We start from the raw sequence: 18,808 nt of genomic DNA, 5'->3' as shown, positions 1-18,808 counted from the left end.
TACGGTTCCGTTCATCGGACGGTCTCCGGGTAAAGCGGCCGAACGCTATGGCGCAATCCCCATGCATGGGTCATGCTCTGTCCGCGCCTTCCCGGGCCACGTCACTTCACGCCCGGACAGCGCAGGGGATTGGAAAAGGGGATTCACAGAGTTCTCGGTTCTCGGGGATTCAGGGGGAGGGGACCCATCACCATGGAACGTCGCCGTTTCGGCCTGCCCGCGTCCAGACGCACCCGGGCGGGGGTGGCGGCCCTCATCGCCGGCGCTCTCGGCCTCGGGCTCCTTACCGTTCCCCTCCTCGACGATCAGGACCCCTCCGACTCGCCCGCCGAGACGAAGAAGTCCGCCACCCGGCCGGTGGACCAGGACGCGGCCCTGGAGCAGGCGGTCTCCTCCGGCAAGCGCGTCGAGGTGACCGCCCTGCGCGACGAGACCTCCATGACGTACGCCCGTCCGGACGGGCGCTTGGAGCTGGTCGCGTACGGCGCTCCCGTACGGGCGAAGGTGAACGGTGCCTGGAAGCCCATAGACACCGAGCTCGTCGAGGTCGAGGGCGGCTGGACGTCGAAGGCCACAGCTGATCCCGTGGTGTTCTCGGCGGGCGGTGACAGCGCGGGCCGTGGCGGCACGGCCGGGCGGGGCGCGTCGGCGCGCGAGAAGCCGGCCGCTGTGAGAGGCGTCCGCAGCGCCGTGTACACCGTCGCGAACGACGGGCGCACGGTACGGGCTGCCGCGGACGCCGAGACCTACAGCGAGCTGGCCGTCCTCAGCAGCGGCGGCCATGAGGTCACCCTGAGCTGGCCGGGAGAGCTGCCCGAGCCGGTGATCAGCGGGTCGAGCGCCCTGTACCGGAACGTGTTCGACGGCGTGGACCTCATGCTGACGGCACAGGCCAGCGGCTTCAGCCATGTGCTGATCGTGCACAGCGCCGAGGCCGCGGCCGACCCGGCGCTCACGAAGCTGTCGTACGGGCTGTCCTCACCCGACCTCACCTTCCACCTCGATCCGGTCACCAAGGTCGTCACCGGCCGGAACCGCGACGGCGAGGAGATCGTCGTCTCCCCCACCCCCTACCTGTGGGACTCGGCCGGGACGTACGCCGTCACCGAGGGCGACGACCCGGAGCCGCCCGAGGAGGACCCCGAGCCCACGCCCTCATACTCCGAGGAGCCCGGTGAGGAGGTCGGCGAGGAGCGCCCCGTGCCCGAGGACGGGATGGACACCGACGCGCCCACGCCGACGTCGGAGCCCGGCGACGGCCCCACGAGCCAGGAGGAGAGCGCCCCGACCGACAATACGTCCGCCGACCCGGTGGCGTACCGGCACGGCGCGAAAGCCGACAGCACCGTCGCCCGGACAAGCGCACGGACAGTCGCCCGGACCGCCGTCCGCACGGGACACGCGGCGACCGGCGCGCTCCGCACCGCCCCCACCGACGACGAGGTCTTCGGCCTCAAGGGCCTCGCGGGCCCCGACCCCGGCACCCATCTGGCCGTGGCCAACGCGGAGTTGAGCGCTCCCGGCACCGCGTCCACCGGGCTCACCGTCATCCCCGACGCCGATCTGCTCGACGCCGACGACACGGTCTACCCGGTCTTCATCGACCCCACGATCTACGGCAAGACCAAGAACTGGACCACCGCATACCAGAAGTACCCGAAGTCCAGCTTCTACGACGGCGCCAACTACAACACCGGCACCACCGAGGCCCGCGTCGGCTTCGAGTCCACGACCTGGGGCCTGTCCCGCTCCTTTTTCCGGCTCGGCTGGTCCAGCAGCATCAAGGGCGCCCATGTCTCGTCCGCCTCCATCCGGCTGCGCGAAACGTACTCCTGGTCCTGCTCCGCACGTGAGATGGAGCTGTGGCATACCGGCGGCATCTCCTCCAAGACCACCTGGGACAACCAGCCGGCCCAGAAGAAGAGGATCGGCACCAAGTCCTTCGCTCACGGCTACAACTCGTCCTGCCCCGACGCGAATGTGGTCTACGACGCCAAGTCGATCGCCCAGGACGCGGCCGACGGCGGCTGGAAGGAACTCACGATCGGGCTGCAGGCGGAAAACGAGAGCTCGGCGTACTCGTGGAAGAAGTTCCGCGCGGAGGGCGAGAGCGCGCCGAAACTCACCATGGTCTACAACCGCAAGCCGAGGACACCGAGTTCGCTCGCGCAGGCCCCCGGCGGCGGCTGTGACCGCACCACCCCGTACATCCACATCGGCAAGCGCGACCTGGTGCTGTCGGCCGCGTCCTCCGACCCGGACGACATCTCCACCCGGCAGGACCTGAAGTACCTGGACTTCGAGCTGTGGCGTACGGGCTACGGCGACGACAAGATCCTCGACCGGAACGTCACCGTGACCAGCGCGGGCAAGGCCTCCGTCACCGTCTCCAAGTCCGCGCTCACCAACGGGCACCAGTACTCCTGGCGCGTGCGCGCCATCGACTCCAGCGGCGCCGCCTCCAGTTACGCGCCGACGGCGGATCCGAAGGTGTGCCGGTTCATCTTCGACAGCTCCGCGCCCAACGAGCCCCTCGTCTCCTCCAGCGACTTCCCGGCGGCCGACGACGACGGCTCCGTGTGGTCCGAGGTGAAGTTCGGCACGGCCGGCAACTTCACCTTCGCGCCGGACGACGACACCGACGTCACCAAGTTCCAGTACTCCTTCAACACCACGAGCTACGCGAACAGCAAGACCGTGGCCGCAGGGACGGCCACGACCCTTTCCCTGAAGCCGCCGGCCGCCGGGCCCAACGTGCTGTACGTGCGGGCCGTGGACGGCGCGGGCAACGTCTCGCTCGGCACGAAGTACCTCTTCTACGTCACCCCGCGCGACACCGCCGACGCTCCCGGGGACACCACGGGTGACGGCATCGCCGACCTGTTCGCCATCTCCACAGCCGGGAACCTGTGGCTGTACCCGTCCACCACCACCGGTGACCTGCACGTCTCGCTCTCCGCGGCGCACGACGGAGGCATCGGGCTGCTCACCGACCCGGACGGCGACGGCGAGGACCACCGGCCCGGCTACTGGATGGGCGAGGACGGCAAGCCCGCGTTGATCGCCCACGGCGGCGACGCGCTCGGCGCGGACGGCATCGGCGACCTGTTCGCCCGGATGCCGGACGGGAAGCTGTACGTCTACCCGGGCGACGGCTACGGCAGCGTCGACATCGCCGGCCGTATGTCCGTGCGGCTGCCGTCGGGTTCCCCGGACCCGGCGACGTTCGACCAGATCATCGTGGGCGACTACGACCTGGACGGCCGTGCCGACCTGTTCGCCACCGCCGGAGCGGGCGAGCTGTGGGCCTTCAAGGGCTACACCGGCGCGAGCTTCCTCTCCGTCACCAAGATCGCCTCGACGGCGTGGGCCGAGCGCGACCTGGTCTCCGTGGGCGACCACGACAAGGACGGCGCCCCGGACCTGGTGTGGCGGTCCGGCTCCTCCAGCCGTCTCTACATCCGCTACGGCATCAAGGACAGCGCGGGCGGCGCCACCATCGCCTCCCTGTCCACCGCCGTGGACTCGAAGACGGGCGCCGACGAGATCTACGCCGAGGGCTGGTCCACGACCACCGTGCCCACGAACTTCCTCTACGGCACACCCGACGTCACCGGAGACGGCATCCCCGACATCTGGGCCCTGGCGAGCGACGGCAGCATCAAGTTCTACAAGGGTGGTGCCGCGACGCTGAGTACGGGGACCACGGTGATCAGCTCCGGGAGCGAGTGGGCGACGACGAAGCTGTCGTTCGGCTGACGTTCGCTCCGCTGGGTGAGCCCCGCGCCCCTTGGGGCGTGGGGCTCACATGGTCACTCCGGTTTCGCGTCCAGGTCTTCCCCGGGACGCGGTAGCGGGCTCGCGCGGTCCAGCAGACCCGTGCGGGCCGCCAGGGCCGCCGCCTCCAGGCGCGACCCGACGCCGAGCTTCATCAGCACCCGCTGAACGTGGGTGCGGGCGGTGCTGGGCGCGATGCCCATGCCGGCCGCGATCAGGCGGGTGTCCTCGCCGTCGGCGACCCTGACCAGTACCTCGACCTCGCGCGGGGTCAGCATCTGGAGCAGGCGCTGACCCTCGTCGTCGGGCTGGGCGGCCGGGTTGAGCAGTTCGCTGAAGGCGCCCTGGAGGAGGGCGGGTGCGACCGCCGCCTCGCCCGCCCGTGCCTTCATGATCGCGCGCTCGACGCCCTCTATGCGCTCGTCGTGCCGTACGTACCCCGACGCGCCCGACGCGAACGCCGCCGCTATGCCGCGCGGGCTCGGCACCGGCCCGAGGACCAGCACCGCCACCTGCGGGCGCTCCCGTTTGATCCGCACCACCGGATCGAAGATCCCCGGCTCGGCGGGCGCCGCCGTACCGAACAGGCACACTTCAGGTGCCCGGGTGATCACCAGTTCCGCCGCCCCCGCGGCGGGCGCCGCCGCGGCGAGCACTCTGTGCCCGCGCAGCTTCAGCGCCGAGGCCAGTGCCTCGGCGAGCAATCGGTGGTCGTCGACCACCATGAGCCGCACTCCCATCGAGCAACCCCCCAGTCCCCCCCAATGGCGCACCACTATGGCTGCCCACTGGTCCCCACGAACAGATCCCCCTTGACTCCCCCGCTCTTCATGCCCCCGGAAGCTACACGCTTGTTCGACGTTGCGCTCCCCCTCTGCGGGAGAAGTGCCCGGGATTACCGAAATCCCTCCCATTCGAGAGTGATGAGGGGTAAGTGCACGGCCCCGCCCCTGAGCAGGGACGGGGCCGTTCCGCAGGGGCCCGGGGGCGCATGGGGTTGCACGGCACCGAATGGGGATCACTTCGCGCCGAAGGCGAGCGCCGCGTACCTCTTGTCGTCCGGGGAGTACGCCTTGCCGGCGAGTTCCTTGCCCATGAAGAGCCGCCCGTTGCTGTAGAGGAGTTCGGCGGAATCCGGGACCATGCTGCTGATCGCCATGAGCGTCTCCCGGGAGGCCGGGGTCTCCAGGAGCTTGGTGGTCTTCAGCGTGGAGGTGTCGACGGAGACGACCTGGGCGCCCTTGTTGTACGGGCCGTCCTTGAAGGCGATGATGTTCGGCCCGTCCATGCGGATCGGGAACAGCGCGTAGCCGTCGCCCGCGTCGATGCGTTCACCGGTGGCCTTGCCGGTGGCCAGCGAGAAGGACACGATCTCGTTGGTCTGGGCGCTGCCACTGCCGCTGTGTTCCTCGGTCGACACGTACAGCTTGTCGTTGCCGACCGTGACCCCCTTGCAGTCCCAGACCTCGCCGACGGCGCAGTCGGACTTGTACTTGCCCTTCGGGGTCGTGATCTTCGTACGGAGCTTGCCGTTGTCGTCCAGCGAGAAGACGTCCGTGAAGCCGGAGGCGGTGATCTCGCCCGAGTCCACACCGAAGACGACCGGCTCGGTGGAGATCACCTTGGCGTTGTCGATGCCGGCGGGCAGCTTGTAACTCCACTTGCTGGAGCCGGACTTCGGGTCGAGGAGCTGTACCTCGTACTGCTCGTCGCCGAAGTCACCGCACTTGCGGACCGCGACGAGCTGGGTGCCGCCGGCGTAGCCGACGTCCACGCACTCGCTGACCTTCGGCGCCCACAGGGGCTTGCCGGTGTTCACGTCGAAGGCGGCGCCTCCGTAGAGACCGCCCACCGCGGCCGTGGAACCGGAGATGGTGACCTGGGTGAAGGCCACGGCCGCGCCGCTGAGTTCGGCGCTCCGCGTCCACAGTTTCTTGCCGTCGGCCACCCGGAAGGCGGTGATCCCGGTGCAGGGCTGGGCAAGGCCCTTGCCGTCGCGCTTCTTCTCCTCGTGCACGACCACGGCGACCCCGTCGGCGCTGACCTCACGGGAGGCCGCACAGGTCTGGCCGGCCAGCGGGAGCGTCCACCGGACGTCGCCGTTGTCGGGGTCGTGGCCCTCGATCTTGGAGACGCCGCCCTTGACGTACACCGAGTCGGTCAGCCAGGAGCCCTTGATGCTGTCGACCTGCTGCCGGTCCTTGATCTCGGGCGCGGGCACATCGAACAGGAGCTGGGCGCTGGTGCTGGAGGGCACCTTCTCCTGGGCGCCGTTGTCCCCGCCGCCGGACGTGCCGCCGGTGCCCGCGTCGTCGCCTCCGGTGGCGCCGCCGGAGTCCGCAGAGTTGTTCTTGCCGTCGGCGTCCTTGTCGCCGGAGGACGCGTACCAGACGCCACCGCCGATGATCAGCGCGATGGCGGCGACGGCCGCGACGATGATGACCAGCTGGGAGTTGACCTTCCGCCCGCCCTGGCCGACTTGGCCGCCCAGGCCGGCTTGGGGCTGCTGGGGTGGGGTCGGCTGCGGGTAGCCGTACTGCGGCTGACCGTAGGGGGGCTGGCCGTAGGGGGGCTGGCCGTAGGGAGGCTGGCCGTAGGGAGGCTGCTGGCCGTACGCGGGCGGCTGGCCGTACGGAGGCTGCTGGCCCGGGGCGCCGTAGCCCGGGGCCTGTGGCGGCGCGGGCGACGGAGGGGACTGCGGTGGCTGGGGATGCTGTGGCGGCTGCTGGGACTGTTGGGGCGCCTGGGGGTAGCCGTAGCCCGGGGCGGGCGCGCCGAAGCCGCCCTGCGGCGGCTGATTGGGCGGCTGAGTCATCAGCGCGCTCCCCCTCTTCGCTGCTTTTGAGCCACCCGCTGTCACGCGAGGTGTTGGTTCTCGGAGTGTTCCCAGACGGCTCTTTCTACCACTGCCCACCGCCGCGAGGCTCTCACGCACGGGCCGGTCACTCCCTCGTTCCCAAGGGAGGACCGGCCCGTGATGCCCTCGTTATGCTCTTTCACTGTCGCTTCATGGGACGCGAAACCGTCGGTTTCAAGACGGCCCTCGAAGACGGCCCTCGAAGACGGCCATCCAAGACGGCCTTCCAAAACGGCCCTTGGAAGCGGAGCGGTCACGCTTCCTCTGCCAGCTCCAGCCAGCGCAGCTCCAACTCCTCGCGCTGCCCCGCCAGGTCCCGCAGCTCCGCGTCCAGTTCGGCCACCTTCGCGAAGTCCGTGGCGTTCTCGGCGATCGCCGCGTGCAGCTTCGTCTCCTTCTCGGAGATCTTGTCCAACTGCCGCTCGATCTTCTGCAGTTCCTTCTTGGCGGCCCGCTGGTCGGCCGCGCTCTTCTCCGGTGCCGCCTTCTCCGCGCTCGGTGCGGGCGCGGTCGCCCTCGCCGCGCTCTCCTCCATCGCGTGGCGCCGTTCGATGTACTCGTCGATTCCGCGCGGCAGCATCCGCAACGCACCGTCGCCGAGCAGCGCGTACACCCGGTCCGTCGTCCGCTCGACGAAGAACCGGTCGTGGGAGATGACGACCATCGAGCCGGGCCAGCCGTCGAGGAGGTCCTCCAACTGGGTGAGGGTCTCGATGTCGAGGTCGTTGGTGGGCTCGTCGAGGAAGAGGACGTTCGGCTCGTCCATGAGCAGGCGGAGCAGTTGGAGCCGCCGACGCTCACCACCCGACAGGTCGCCGACCGGCGTCCACTGCTTCTCCTTGCCGAAGCCGAACGTCTCGCACAACTGGCCCGCGGTCAGCTCGCGGCCCTTGCCGAGGTCGACCCGGTCACGGACCTGCTGCACGGCCTCCAGCACCCGCAAGTTCGGGTCGAGTTCGGCGACCTCCTGGGAGAGGTAGGCGAGCTTGACGGTCTTGCCGACGGCAATCCGGCCCGCGGCGGGCTGCTCCTCGCCCGCGGAGCGCGCCGCGTCCGCGAGGGCCCGCAGCAGCGAGGTCTTGCCGGCGCCGTTCACTCCGACGAGGCCGAAGCGGTCGCCGGGGCCGAGCTGCCAGGTGAGGTGCTTGAGCAGCACCTTGGGACCGGCCTGGACGGTCACGTTCTCCAGGTCGAAGACCGTCTTGCCGAGGCGGGAGCTCGCGAACTTCATCAGTTCGCTCCTGTCGCGCGGCGGCGGCACGTCCTTGATCAGTTCGTTGGCGGCCTCGACGCGGAAACGCGGCTTGGAGGTGCGGGCGGGGGCGCCGCGCCGCAGCCAGGCCAGTTCCTTGCGGACCAGGTTCTGGCGCTTGACCTCCTCGGTGGCGGCGATGCGCTCGCGTTCGGCGCGGGCGAAGACGTAGTCGGAGTAGCCGCCCTCGTACTCGTAGACCGCGCCGCGCTGGACGTCCCACATGCGGGTGCAGACCTGGTCGAGGAACCAGCGGTCGTGGGTGACGCAGACGAGGGCGGAGCGGCGCTCGCGCAGGTGGTTCGCGAGCCAGGAGATGCCCTCGACGTCGAGGTGGTTCGTGGGCTCGTCGAGGATGAGGATGTCCTGCTCCTCGATGAGCAGTTTGGCGAGGGCGATACGGCGGCGCTCGCCTCCGGAGAGGGGGCCGATGACGGTGTCGAGTCCCTGCGGGAAGCCGGGGAGGTCGAGGCCACCGAAGAGGCCGGTGAGGACGTCCCGGATCTTGGCGTTGCCCGCCCACTCGTGGTCGGCCAGGTCGCGGATGACCTCGTGACGGACGGTGGCCTCGGGGTCGAGGGAGTCGTGCTGGGTGAGGACGCCGAGCCGGAGTCCTCCGGAGTGGGTGACGCGGCCGGTGTCGGCCTCCTCCAGCTTGGCGAGCATGCGGATGAGGGTCGTCTTGCCGTCGCCGTTGCGTCCGACCACGCCGGTGCGGTCGCCTTCCGAGACGCCGAGGGAGACTCCGTCGAGCAGGGCGCGGGTGCCGTACACCTTGCTGACGTTCTCGACATTGACGAGGTTGACGGCCATTACTCTCCTGAGCGCAGGGGTGGATCGACCCTCCAGGGTACGCGTCGCGTCCGGCTGCCCGCCGGGCTGTTTCGCCCCCGCCGCCTCTGCCCGTTCCCGTCCCTTCCCTGGGGCTGCCTACCCGGGCCCCGCCGTCGGCCTTGACGGCCTTGACGGCCTCAGCCAGTGACACGCCCGACCACGGTCGCTCCCGGCGCGGGTGATGTGGCGGTACGGGCGGTGCGGCACGTACCGGAGGCGACGAGGGACTCGGCGACCTCTGCAGCGCTCTCGGCGTCCCGTACGAGGAACGCCGTGGTGGGCCCGGAGCCGGAGACGAGGCCGGCGAGGGCGCCGGCGTTGCGACCGGCGGCCAGTGTGCCGGCGAGTGACGGGAAGAGAGAGAGCGCCGCGGGCTGGAGGTCGTTGGAGAGGGCGGCCGCCAGGGCGGTGGCGTCGCCCTTGGCGAGGGCGTCGAGCAGTTCCTGGGAGGCGAGGGGCTCGGGAACCTCGGTGCCTTCCGTGAGGCGGTCGAACTCCCGGTAGACGGCCGGGGTCGAGAGTCCTCCGTCCGCGACCGCGAACACCCAGTGGAAGGTGCCGCCCACGTCGAGGGGCCGGAGTTGCTCGCCCCGCCCGGTGCCGAGCGCGGCACCACCGACCAGGCTGAAGGGTACGTCGCTGCCCAACTCGGCGCAGATGTCGAGGAGTTCGTTACGGGAGGTGTGCAGTCCCCACAGCGCGTCGCACGCCACCAGCGCGCCCGCTGCGTCCGCACTGCCGCCCGCCATGCCGCCCGCGACGGGGATGTCCTTGGCGATGTGCAGGTGCACGGCGGCATCGAGGCCGTGCCGTCCGGCGAGGGCGAGGGCGGCGCGGGCCGCCAGGTTCGTACGGTCCAGGGGGACCTGGTCGGCGCCCGGCCCCGCGCACGTGATGCGCAGCTCGTCGGCCGGAGTGGCGGTGACCTCGTCGTACAGGCCGACCGCCAGGAAGACGTTGGCCAGGTCGTGGAAGCCGTCCGGGCGGGCGCCGCCCACCGCGAGCTGGACATTGACCTTGGCGGGGACGCGTACCGTGACGCTCACTGCTGGACCGGCTCCTTGGGCTCTGTGTTCTGCGCGGAACGGTGCTCCGCGATACGGGCGAACTCCTCGACGGCGAGGGACTCGCCGCGCGCCTGCGGTGAGATCCCGGCGGCCACGAGGGCGGCCTCGGCGGCGGCGGCCGACCCCGCCCAGCCGGCGAGGGCGGCGCGCAGCGTCTTGCGGCGCTGCGCGAACGCGGCGTCGACGACGGCGAAGACCTCCCGCCGCGAGGCCGCGGTCCTGACCGGCTCCGCTCGCCGGACGAGCGAGACGAGACCGCTGTCGACATTGGGCGCGGGCCAGAAGACGTTGCGCCCGATGGCGCCCGCTCGCTTGACCTCGGCGTACCAGTTGGCCTTCACGGACGGGACGCCGTACACCTTGGAACCGGGCGGGGCGGCGAGGCGGTCGGCGACCTCCGACTGCACCATGACGAGCGTGCGCTCGATGCTCGGGAACGTCTCCAGCATGTGCAGGAGCACCGGGACGGCCACGTTGTAGGGCAGGTTGGCGACGAGGGCCGTGGGTGCGGGGCCCGGCAGTTCGCGTACGTGCATCGCGTCGGAGTGCACCAGCGTGAAGCGGTCGGACCGCTCGGGCATGCGGGTGGTGATGGTGGTGGGGAGGGCGGCGGCGAGTACGTCGTCGATCTCGACGGCGGTGACGCGGTCGGCCACCTCCAGCAGGGCGAGGGTGAGCGAGCCGAGTCCCGGACCGACCTCGACCACCACGTCGTCGGGGCGTACCTCCGCTGTGCGGACGATCCGCCGTACCGTGTTGGCGTCGATCACGAAGTTCTGGCCGCGTTGTTTGGTGGGGCGTACGCCGAGGGCTCCCGCCAGTTCGCGGACGTCGGCGGGGCCCAGGAGGGCGTCGGGGGTGGGGCTGCTCACGTGCCAAGGGTACGGGTGGGTGAGTGCCGGGTTGTTTCTCGCCCCCGCCGCCCCTACCCGTCCCATCTCCAGGGGCTCCGCCCCTTCGACCCCGGCCAAGGGGCTGCGCCCCCTGGACCCCCGGGGATTCGGGGCTGTCCCCCCGGCCCCGCCTTCGGGGCTCCGCCCCGGACCCCGTTCGGGGGCCGGCCCCCGCACCCCCGCTCCTCAAACGCCGGAGGGCTGGGTATTCAGCCCGTCCGGCGTTTGAGGACGAGGCCCTTCAGGCCGACCAGCGGGGGTCCGGGGGCGGCAGCCCCCAGGGAAGGGACGGGAATCAGCCGTGCAGCCGCCCCCCGCAGTGGGGCCAGGGGCTGACCCCACTGCGTACGTACAGCTTCTTCGCTCGCATCGTCTGCTCGTCCGCCGACGCGTCCTGGGGCCGCCCCACACCCCCGAGGTTCTGCCAGGTACGGGAGTCGAACTGGTAGAGACCTCCGTACGTCCCGGAGGGATCCACCGCACCCGGCCGCCCGCCGGACTCACACGCCGCCAGCCCCGCCCAGTTCAGGTGGTCGGCCCCCCGCACGGACGTCGGCACCGGCTTCGTCCCCACCTTCACCACCTGCGTCCGGGCCTCGCGCACCACCTCGGAGCGGGTACGGCGCGGCTTCTGCCGGACGCCGTTGACGACGCGCACGGAGTACGTGTCGCGGCGCACGCCCGAAAGCCCGGCCCGCTCGACGACCTCCGTGCCCTGGAAGAGGGACGGGTCGTCCGTTCGGAGCACGTCGAAGGGGATCGACTCCTCGCGCACCTCCCGCTCCCCGGTGATCCGCAGCACGGTGATCGTCTGCCCGTCCCGCGGAAAGCCGTCCTGCGGAACGGACGTCGTGTCCTGCCCCTTCAGCGTGATCCCGGCCTGCTCCACGGACTCCCGCACGGTCGCCGCGTTCGTACGGATCGTCCGCGGGCGGCCGTCCGCCATGATCGTGACCGTACGCTCGGTGCGGACGTCCAGTGCCAGCCCCTCCAGCCCGATCCGCCGGGAGCGCGAGGTCGACACGTACGCCCCCTCCGCTCGCACTCCCAGTTGTTCGAGCGCCCCGTCCACCGTGTGCGCCGTCGTCCACACCTGGCGCCGCTGCCCGTCGAGGGTGAGGTGTACGGGCCGGCCGTAGCGGACCGCCACCTCGTCACCGCTGGCCAGGTCGGTGCCCGGCGCGGGCGCCACCACGTCGTGGGCGCCCACGGCGACGCCCTCGTCGGCGAGCAGTTCACTCACGTCGTCCGCGAAGGTGTGCAGGGTGCGCGGCTTCCCGTCGACGCTCAACTCGATCGCCTTGTCCTTGGCGACGAAGGCGGTCGTACCACCCGCGAGGAACGCCACCACCAGCGCCTGCGGGACCAGGCGGCGCAACGGCACGGGCCGCTCGACGGCGCGTCTGCGGCGCGTGGCCCGCCGGGGCCGGGCCCGACTGCCGGGATTGCTGGGTTTGCTGGGTTTGCCGTGTCTGCTGGGCGCCCGGTCCTCCGGAGGGGACACCACCGGCTCGGCCGCCGCCTCGTAGGCGGGACGGTACGTGTCCTCGTACCGGTCGTGCGGGTCATGCGGGTCATGCAGCTCCGGCGGAGGGGTGGGGCTCGGTCCGTACGGCTCGGCATACGGCTCGCCGTACCTTTCGCCGTACGTCTCGCCATACATCTCATGCTGCGCTCTGCTCACGACGACACGCTCCTCGGGGAGGCCGAAGGCCGGAGGCCGGATCGGGCGACCGCAACCTAATGGAACGGCCATCACTCCCCAAAGCAACGCGACTACACAGCGTGGCGACACGGGCCGACACCCAGTGACGTTGGTCACTCGAATGGCCCAGCAGCCGTGCCGGAAGCGTTATCCCTCAGTAATCAAACGCCCGCCGGGTGTTCGCGCCGATCGCCGTCGCCAGCGCGTCCTCGTCGATACCCCGCACCGCGGCCATGGCCCGCACCGTGACCGGAATGAGATACGGCGCGTTGGGCCGACCGCGGTACGGCGCCGGGGTCAGGAAGGGCGCGTCGGTCTCCACGAGGACCAGTTCCAGCGGGGCCACGGCGAGGGCGTCGCGGAGCGGCTGGGCGTTCTTGAAGGTCATGTTGCCGGCGAAGGACATGAAGTAGCCGTGCTCGGCGCACACCTCGGCCATCTCGGCGTCGCCGGAGTAGCAGTGGAAGACCGTCCGGTCCGGCGCGCCCTCCTCCTTGAGGATGCGCAGCACGTCGGCGTGGGCCTCGCGGTCGTGGATGACCAGGGCCTTGCCGTGCCGCTTGGCGATCTCGATGTGGGCCCGGAAGGACCGCTCCTGCGCCGCCTTGCCCTCGGGCCCGGTGCGGAAGTAGTCGAGCCCGGTCTCGCCCACGGCCTTCACGTGCGGCAGCGCCGCCAGCCGGTCGATCTCGGCGAGCGCCTCGTCCAGGGCCGCGTCCCCGCCCGGTTGCCGGGCGCCCTGCCGGGACCAGCCGTCGGGGTCGCCGTGGACGATGCGCGGGGCCTCGTTCGGGTGCAGCGCGACCGCCGCGTGGACGTTCCCGTGGGCCGCCGCCGTGTCGGCCGCCCAGTGGGAGCCCTTCACGTCGCAGCCGACCTGCACGACCGTCGTCACACCCACCGACGCGGCCTTGGCGAGGGCCTCCTCCACCGTGCCGGACTGCATGTCGAGGTGGGTGTGCGAGTCGGCGACGGGAACCCGCAGGGGCGCGGGGAGCGGAGGCGCGGAGTTCTTGTCCTGCTCGTTCCGCTCACCCCGCTTCACCCGATCGTCCTGCTTGTCCCGTCGGCCAGAGGTGTTCGAAGGCATGCCCCGATCCTACGAAGGGGGCATGCCCTCACGGCGTCCGGTGGCCGTCAGCTCGCCTTGCGCTGGAACGGGTGGAGCAGGTCGGACAGATGCCAGTGGTGGTCCTTGGCCCCCTTGGGCTCCCGGCCCTCGGCCGAATCCTGGCCCTCGGCGGGCTCCTGGCCCGTCGTCCCCGGCTCCCCCGCCGGGGACGACGCCTCGTCCGCCGGGATCTGCCGCGGCACCGAACGGGACCGCCCGTGGAGGTGGCTCTGCACGGAGGACACCTGTCCCGGCCGCATGATGCGCACCACGTGGTTGTCGCAGTTCTGGCAGGTGGGCTTGGACAGCGGCGACGGGACGACCCGTCCGTCCGCGACGTACATCACGAACTCCTGGCCCTGGCCGTCTATGTGGTGCTCTATCTCGTACGACTGCTCCCAGCCGTGCCCGCAGCGCATGCAGGCGAAGGAATAGGACTCGTGAACGACTGCGGTCGCCGTGCCGCGGTGGCCGATCTGCCCTGCGATCTCGGTCATGCCAGCTCCTGTGGTCCGCTGGACAAGCACCCCCGGCGCGGGATTCCCCCCGGAATCCCGGTGGAGGCGGGGGACGGGTGCGTCCCCTCACCCAGTGGACTCCGCTCCGGGTACGCGCGCAGCAGCCCTGTCGAGTGTTGGAGCCGATTTGGCTTTTCCTTGTGGGAGAGCTCCCGGTGCAAAGCCCGAGCTTTGCTTTCACTGGGGCGCTTTTACCCGCGCATGGGGCGCAGGGGAGCATCAGAGGGGCGCATCCAGACCTGGGGCCGGTCCCTAAAGCCATCCCTAAAGCCCTAAAGCCCGACTCACCCCGCGGAGCTCTTCGCCGCCACCACCGCGTCAAAAACCACCCGTTTCGGCACGCCCGCCTCCACAGCCACCGCCGCGATCGCCTCCTTGCGCCGCTCGCCCGCCTCCTCCCGCACCCGCACCCGGCGCACCAGCTCGTCCGCGTCGAGCTCCTCGGTCTTCTCGGGCGCACCCTCCACGACGACGGTGATCTCCCCGCGCACCCCCTCGGCGGCCCAGGAGGCCAGCTCGCCCAGGGACCCCCGCTTGACCTCCTCGTACGTCTTGGTCAGCTCGCGGCACACCGCGGCCCGCCGCTCCGCCCCGAACACCTCGGCCATCGCCGCTAGGGTGTCGTCCAGCCGGTGCGGGGCCTCGAAGTACACGAGCGTGCGCCGTTCCCCGGCCACGTCCCGCAGCCGCGACAGCCGCTCCCCCGCCTTGCGGGGCAGGAAGCCCTCGAAGCAGAACCGGTCCACGGGCAGCCCGGACAGCGCGAGCGCGGTGAGCACGGCGGACGGCCCCGGGACGGCGGTGACGCGGATGTCCTTCTCGACGGCCGCGGCCACCAGCCGGTACCCCGGGTCGGAGACCGACGGCATGCCGGCGTCCGTCACGAGCAGCACGCGGGAGCCCTCCACCAGCGCCTCGACGAGCTCGGGCGTACGGGCGGCCTCGTTGCCCTCGAAGTACGACACGACCCGTCCGGAGGGCTGCACGCCCAGCGCCTGGGTGAGGCGCCGCAGCCGCCGGGTGTCCTCGGCGGCGATCACGTCCGCCCCGGCCAGTTCCTCGGCGAGCCGGGGCGGGGCGTCCGCGATGTCGCCGATGGGGGTGCCTGCCAACACAAGGGTTCCTGTCACGTTTCCATCCTCGCAGGGGGCATACGCGGGACTCCCACAGACGTGTTCCCTACGATGGCGCGGTGACCAGTACCGCGTCCGACATGGACACCCGGGAGTGCCAGGCCACCGAAGAGCAGCGGCCGTCGTGGCAGCAGAGGCTGCGCCGGTTCGGATACACGGCGAGGCCGAGAGGCGACGTCCGTGATCGTCTGGTGCCCCCGTACACCCGGCCCGGCCCGCGCCTGTGGGCCGTGCTCGGGCTGCGCGAGGAGGTCGGCGCCCGGATCACGCGCTGGTCGGCATGGGGCGGGCCGCTGCTGGTGACGCTGCTCGCCGGGCTGATGCGCTTCTGGAACCTGGGCAACCCGAAGGCGGTGATATTCGACGAGACGTACTACGCCAAGGACGCGTGGGCGCTCATCCACCGCGGCTTCGAGGTCAACTGGGCCAAGAACGCCAACGACCTCATCCTGCAGACCGGCGGTCACGTCTCGGTCCCGACCGACGCCGCGTACGTGGTGCATCCGCCGGTCGGCAAGTACGTCATCGGCATCGGCGAGTGGCTGTTCGGGTTCACACCGTTCGGCTGGCGCTTCATGCCGGCGCTGCTCGGGACGATCTCCGTCCTGATCCTGTGCCGCATCGGGCGCAGGCTGTTCCGTTCCACGTTCCTCGGCTGTCTCGCGGGCCTGCTGATGGCGGTGGACGGGCTGCACTTCGTGATGAGCCGGACGGCGCTGCTCGACCAGGTGCTGATGTTCTTCGTGCTGGCGGCGTTCGGCTGCCTGGTGATCGACCGCGACAGGACGAGGGAACGGCTCGCCGCCGCGCTGCCACCGGACGGCGACGGGGTGGTCCGCCCGAACGCGCATGTGGCGGAGACCACCCGTTTCGGTCCCCGCCCCTGGCGCTGGATGGCGGGCCTGTGCCTGGGCCTGGCCTTCGGCACCAAGTGGAACGCCCTCTACGTCATCGCCGCGTTCTGCCTGATGGCGGTGTTGTGGGACGTCGGCTCCCGCAAGGTCGCGGGCGCGCAGCACCCGTACGTGACGGTCCTCAAGCGCGACACGGGCCTCACGTTCCTGGCCACGGTCCCGGTCGCCATCGCCACCTACCTGGTCTCCTGGACCGGCTGGATCCTCTCCCCCGACGACGGCTCGGGCGGCTACTTCCGCGACTGGGCGGCGACGGCGGGCAAGGGCGGCAACTTCACCTGGCTGCCCGACTGGGTGCGCAGCCTGTGGCACTACGAGTACGAGGTCTACCAGTTCCACGTGGGCCTGCACTCGCCGCACACGTACCAGTCGAACCCGTGGAGCTGGATCGTGGTCGGCCGCCCGGTCTCGTACTTCTACGAGTCCCCGATGCCCGGCAAGGACGGCTGCCCGTCGGACGCGGGCGAGAAGTGCGCCCGCGAGGTCCTGGCCCTCGGCACGCCGCTGCTGTGGTGGGCCGCCGCCTTCGCCGTGGTCTACGTCCTGTGGCGCTGGTTCTTCCGCCGCGACTGGCGCGCGGGCGCCATCGCCTGCGGTATCGCGGCCGGCTACCTCCCCTGGTTCATGTACCAGGAGCGCACGATCTTCTTCTTCTACGCGATCGTGTTCCTCCCGTTCCTCTGCCTGGCCGTCGCCATGATGATCGGCGCGATCCTGGGTCCCCCGGGCTCGACGGAACGCCGCCGCGTCGCGGGCGTGGCGGGCGCGGGCGTCCTGGTCCTCCTGATCGCGTGGAACTTCATCTACTTCTGGCCGCTGTACACGGGCACCGCGATCCCGATCGACTCGTGGAGGGCTCGGATGTGGCTGGATACGTGGGTCTAGCTGGGCAGACACGCCACGAGGGCGCGACAGGCTGCCGCGCCCTCGTGGTCGTTGTTGGTCGTCAGCGGTCGTCGTTGGCCGCCCTCGGACGGCCCGGAGACGGCCCGGCTCATACAGCGCGGCAGATTTACAGCGGGCCGCTGTTATCGCCGATGACCTGCGCTTTCCCCGCCCAACCCGCCATCGGGGGGACACATGGGGGAATCGGCCCCTCATCAGCGAGTGCCGGTGGTGCCGAACCGCCACCCCCGGGAGGGCGGCAAGCGCCCGCGCCCTTGGCCTCCGCAACGGCCATCTGCTCGCGCCACTACTCGTCCGACGTCGGCACTGGTGCCGGTGTCTCGTCCACGAACCCGTGCTCTGCCGGGCGGGCGGGACGCTGCGCGAGCCAGCCTGAAACGCGCGGCCCCCCGTTGACGGCCACCCCTTCGCGCACCGTTCGTACGTGCTCGAAGCCCTGATTCAGGTAGTAGCGCTGAAGCGCCTCGTTCGTCGTCCATGCGTCCAGCCGGAGCCACTTGGCAGACGCACGGTACGCCCGATCTCCCGCCCAATCGAGCAGGCGACCACCAACGTTCCGGCCGGCGTGCGTACGGGCAACCGTGAGCTTGTTGACGAACATGGATGGCTCGCTCAGCTCCGCATCGGTCCACAGCCCCTCTTCCGCGTCCAGGGTGAGCGTGATGGTTGCCGCCGTCGCCTCTCCGTCGCGCACCATGAAGACGGTTCGGGCCTCGATAGTCGCGAGTAGGCGATCCGCCGGGTAAGGGCGGCTCCACTGGTTGATGCCGAGAGCTCCCACCCACGCGGCAGCTTCCTGCCGGAAGGTGAGCAGTATGGGCAGGTCATCGGGCCGAGCGAGAGTGATGATCACAGAACCTCGTTTCGGGCTGAGAGATCACCGATCTCGTACTGCATGCGGTTCAGATCTCCCCGGAACGTCGTGATCGTGCACCTGATCCGCTTGTCTTTGGAGTAGCCGGTACGCGTCCAGAGGAGGACGGGAACACCGGCGCCGATCTCCAACAGGCGGGCTTCATCAGGCGTTGGCATCCGTGTGGCGATCTCATCGAAGTAGCCCACCTGTTCGATGTCATGGCCTGCGAGGTAGCGCGTGGTTCCTTCCGCGATGTCTCCGGGTTCGGACAGTCGTGGCGCCTGCTCGGTGAGCCACCCCGGGTAGTACGTCGCCTGCGTGGACCAAGGAACGTCGTCCACGTACCGGTGGCAGAAGCGTAGGACGGTTGTGGAGCCAACCTCGATTCGCAGCCGTTCCGCGATGTCTTCCGGGGCGGGCTTCATCTCCACTCGAAAGGTCTGGTGCGGCCGACGACCGGCGTTCGTCACGTCTGTGGTGTACGAGTCACCGTTCTGCTGGAACGTCAGGTTCTCGAAGCGAGAAGCGTTCAGCTCGAACACCTCATGCGAACGAACCTCGTACCCGAGACCCTGACTGGACGTAACCAGACCTTCGCTGACCAGCAGCTTAAGGCCGTTCCTCACCGTGTTCCGGGACGCGTCGAACCGGGTCGACAGCTCACTCTCGGACGGCAGGCGTGCCCCTGGGGGGTAGATGCCATTGACGATCTCTCTGCGTAGTGCGTCGGCCAGTTGCCGGTACTTCGGCTGTTCGCTCATACCTCCATCATGACGCACTCGGTCAACTTGTTGGTACATGGCGGTTGACACATCGCGTCACCGGAAGGCAGCATCATGTCATCGAGCTTGTACCAACAAGCTCAACAGGTGGTCCAACCTGTTCAAGTAGGCCGCCTGTAGCACCCGAAGGACCCCGCCGGAGCCGCTTACACGCGGTCCGAGCGGCAGGGGAGACGTAAAAGTCCGTCGTCTTCACGGATCGA

The 18,808-nt window shown here is 70.3% G+C and carries 13 protein-coding genes; 2 read left to right on the top strand and 11 right to left on the bottom strand.

Features of this window, described 5'->3' with window-relative positions; translation table 11 throughout:
• Positions 1-192: 192 nt before the first annotated feature.
• A complete protein-coding gene (locus FPZ41_RS10270) occupies positions 193-3,759 on the top strand; it encodes an FG-GAP-like repeat-containing protein (protein ID WP_152861245.1) in 3,567 nt (1,188 codons plus the stop codon).
• Positions 3,760-3,812: 53 nt separating this feature from the next.
• Here the strand turns inward: FPZ41_RS10270 and FPZ41_RS10265 are convergent, their stop codons facing one another.
• From FPZ41_RS10265 to rsmI, 9 genes are all read right to left on the bottom strand, one after another.
• Positions 3,813-4,517 (bottom strand): helix-turn-helix transcriptional regulator, encoded by a 705-nt coding sequence (locus FPZ41_RS10265; protein ID WP_152861243.1) that lies wholly within the window; start codon positions 4,515-4,517, stop codon positions 3,813-3,815.
• Between the two features lie 278 nt (positions 4,518-4,795).
• Positions 4,796-6,592, bottom strand: a complete 1,797-nt coding sequence (locus FPZ41_RS10260) for an outer membrane protein assembly factor BamB family protein (protein WP_152861240.1) — start codon at positions 6,590-6,592, stop codon at positions 4,796-4,798.
• A gap of 295 nt (positions 6,593-6,887) precedes the next feature.
• On the bottom strand, positions 6,888-8,699 hold the full coding sequence (locus FPZ41_RS10255) for an ABC-F family ATP-binding cassette domain-containing protein (protein WP_152861238.1): 1,812 nt from the start codon (positions 8,697-8,699) through the stop codon (positions 6,888-6,890).
• Positions 8,700-8,857: 158 nt separating this feature from the next.
• Positions 8,858-9,766, bottom strand: a complete 909-nt coding sequence (locus FPZ41_RS10250) for a 4-(cytidine 5'-diphospho)-2-C-methyl-D-erythritol kinase (RefSeq protein WP_322620050.1) — start codon at positions 9,764-9,766, stop codon at positions 8,858-8,860.
• A complete protein-coding gene (gene rsmA, locus FPZ41_RS10245; protein ID WP_322620049.1) occupies positions 9,763-10,659 on the bottom strand; it encodes a 16S rRNA (adenine(1518)-N(6)/adenine(1519)-N(6))-dimethyltransferase RsmA in 897 nt (298 codons plus the stop codon). Before rsmA ends, FPZ41_RS10250 begins: the two co-directional genes overlap by 4 nt.
• Before the next feature lie 316 nt (positions 10,660-10,975).
• Entirely contained in the window at positions 10,976-12,343 is a 1,368-nt protein-coding gene (locus FPZ41_RS10240; protein WP_194236050.1) for a resuscitation-promoting factor, read from the bottom strand.
• Between the two features lie 196 nt (positions 12,344-12,539).
• Entirely contained in the window at positions 12,540-13,475 is a 936-nt protein-coding gene (locus FPZ41_RS10235; protein ID WP_228022649.1) for a TatD family hydrolase, read from the bottom strand.
• Positions 13,476-13,522: 47 nt separating this feature from the next.
• On the bottom strand, positions 13,523-13,993 hold the full coding sequence (locus FPZ41_RS10230) for a hypothetical protein (RefSeq protein ID WP_152861234.1): 471 nt from the start codon (positions 13,991-13,993) through the stop codon (positions 13,523-13,525).
• A gap of 305 nt (positions 13,994-14,298) precedes the next feature.
• Complete coding sequence (gene rsmI, locus FPZ41_RS10225) at positions 14,299-15,144, bottom strand: 16S rRNA (cytidine(1402)-2'-O)-methyltransferase (protein ID WP_322620047.1); 846 nt, start codon at positions 15,142-15,144, stop codon at positions 14,299-14,301.
• Between the two features lie 62 nt (positions 15,145-15,206).
• Between rsmI and FPZ41_RS10220 the strand changes: the two genes are divergently transcribed.
• Entirely contained in the window at positions 15,207-16,946 is a 1,740-nt protein-coding gene (locus FPZ41_RS10220) for a dolichyl-phosphate-mannose--protein mannosyltransferase (RefSeq protein ID WP_322620046.1), read from the top strand.
• Positions 16,947-17,253: 307 nt separating this feature from the next.
• Here the strand turns inward: FPZ41_RS10220 and FPZ41_RS10215 are convergent, their stop codons facing one another.
• Both FPZ41_RS10215 and FPZ41_RS10210 read right to left on the bottom strand, forming a co-directional pair.
• Positions 17,254-17,820 (bottom strand): GNAT family N-acetyltransferase, encoded by a 567-nt coding sequence (locus tag FPZ41_RS10215; RefSeq protein WP_322620045.1) that lies wholly within the window; start codon positions 17,818-17,820, stop codon positions 17,254-17,256.
• Positions 17,817-18,584 carry a GntR family transcriptional regulator gene (locus tag FPZ41_RS10210; protein ID WP_152861232.1) on the bottom strand — a complete coding sequence of 256 codons (768 nt, stop codon included), beginning with the start codon at positions 18,582-18,584 and terminating at the stop codon, positions 17,817-17,819. Before FPZ41_RS10210 ends, FPZ41_RS10215 begins: the two co-directional genes overlap by 4 nt.
• Between the last annotated feature and the right edge of the window lie 224 nt (positions 18,585-18,808).

Source organism: Streptomyces acidicola (assembly GCF_009377235.1).
Lineage (GTDB): Bacteria > Actinomycetota > Actinomycetes > Streptomycetales > Streptomycetaceae > Streptomyces > Streptomyces acidicola.
The sequence above is the reverse complement of the archived record's forward strand: the minus strand, read 5'-3'. Positions and strand labels throughout refer to the sequence as shown.

What these genes read in the sequence shown, in the direction of transcription:
- FPZ41_RS10270 (WP_152861245.1), top strand. Translation starts at nt 193, where the DNA reads ATGGAACGTCGCCGTTTCGGCCTGCCCGCGTCCAGACGCACCCGGGCG.
- FPZ41_RS10265 (WP_152861243.1), bottom strand. Translation starts at nt 4,517, where the DNA reads ATGGGAGTGCGGCTCATGGTGGTCGACGACCACCGATTGCTCGCCGAG.
- FPZ41_RS10260 (WP_152861240.1), bottom strand. Translation starts at nt 6,592, where the DNA reads ATGACTCAGCCGCCCAATCAGCCGCCGCAGGGCGGCTTCGGCGCGCCC.
- FPZ41_RS10255 (WP_152861238.1), bottom strand. Translation starts at nt 8,699, where the DNA reads ATGGCCGTCAACCTCGTCAATGTCGAGAACGTCAGCAAGGTGTACGGC.
- FPZ41_RS10240 (WP_194236050.1), bottom strand. Translation starts at nt 12,343, where the DNA reads ATGTATGGCGAGACGTACGGCGAAAGGTACGGCGAGCCGTATGCCGAG.
- FPZ41_RS10235 (WP_228022649.1), bottom strand. Translation starts at nt 13,475, where the DNA reads ATGCCTTCGAACACCTCTGGCCGACGGGACAAGCAGGACGATCGGGTG.
- FPZ41_RS10230 (WP_152861234.1), bottom strand. Translation starts at nt 13,993, where the DNA reads ATGACCGAGATCGCAGGGCAGATCGGCCACCGCGGCACGGCGACCGCA.
- FPZ41_RS10210 (WP_152861232.1), bottom strand. Translation starts at nt 18,584, where the DNA reads ATGAGCGAACAGCCGAAGTACCGGCAACTGGCCGACGCACTACGCAGA.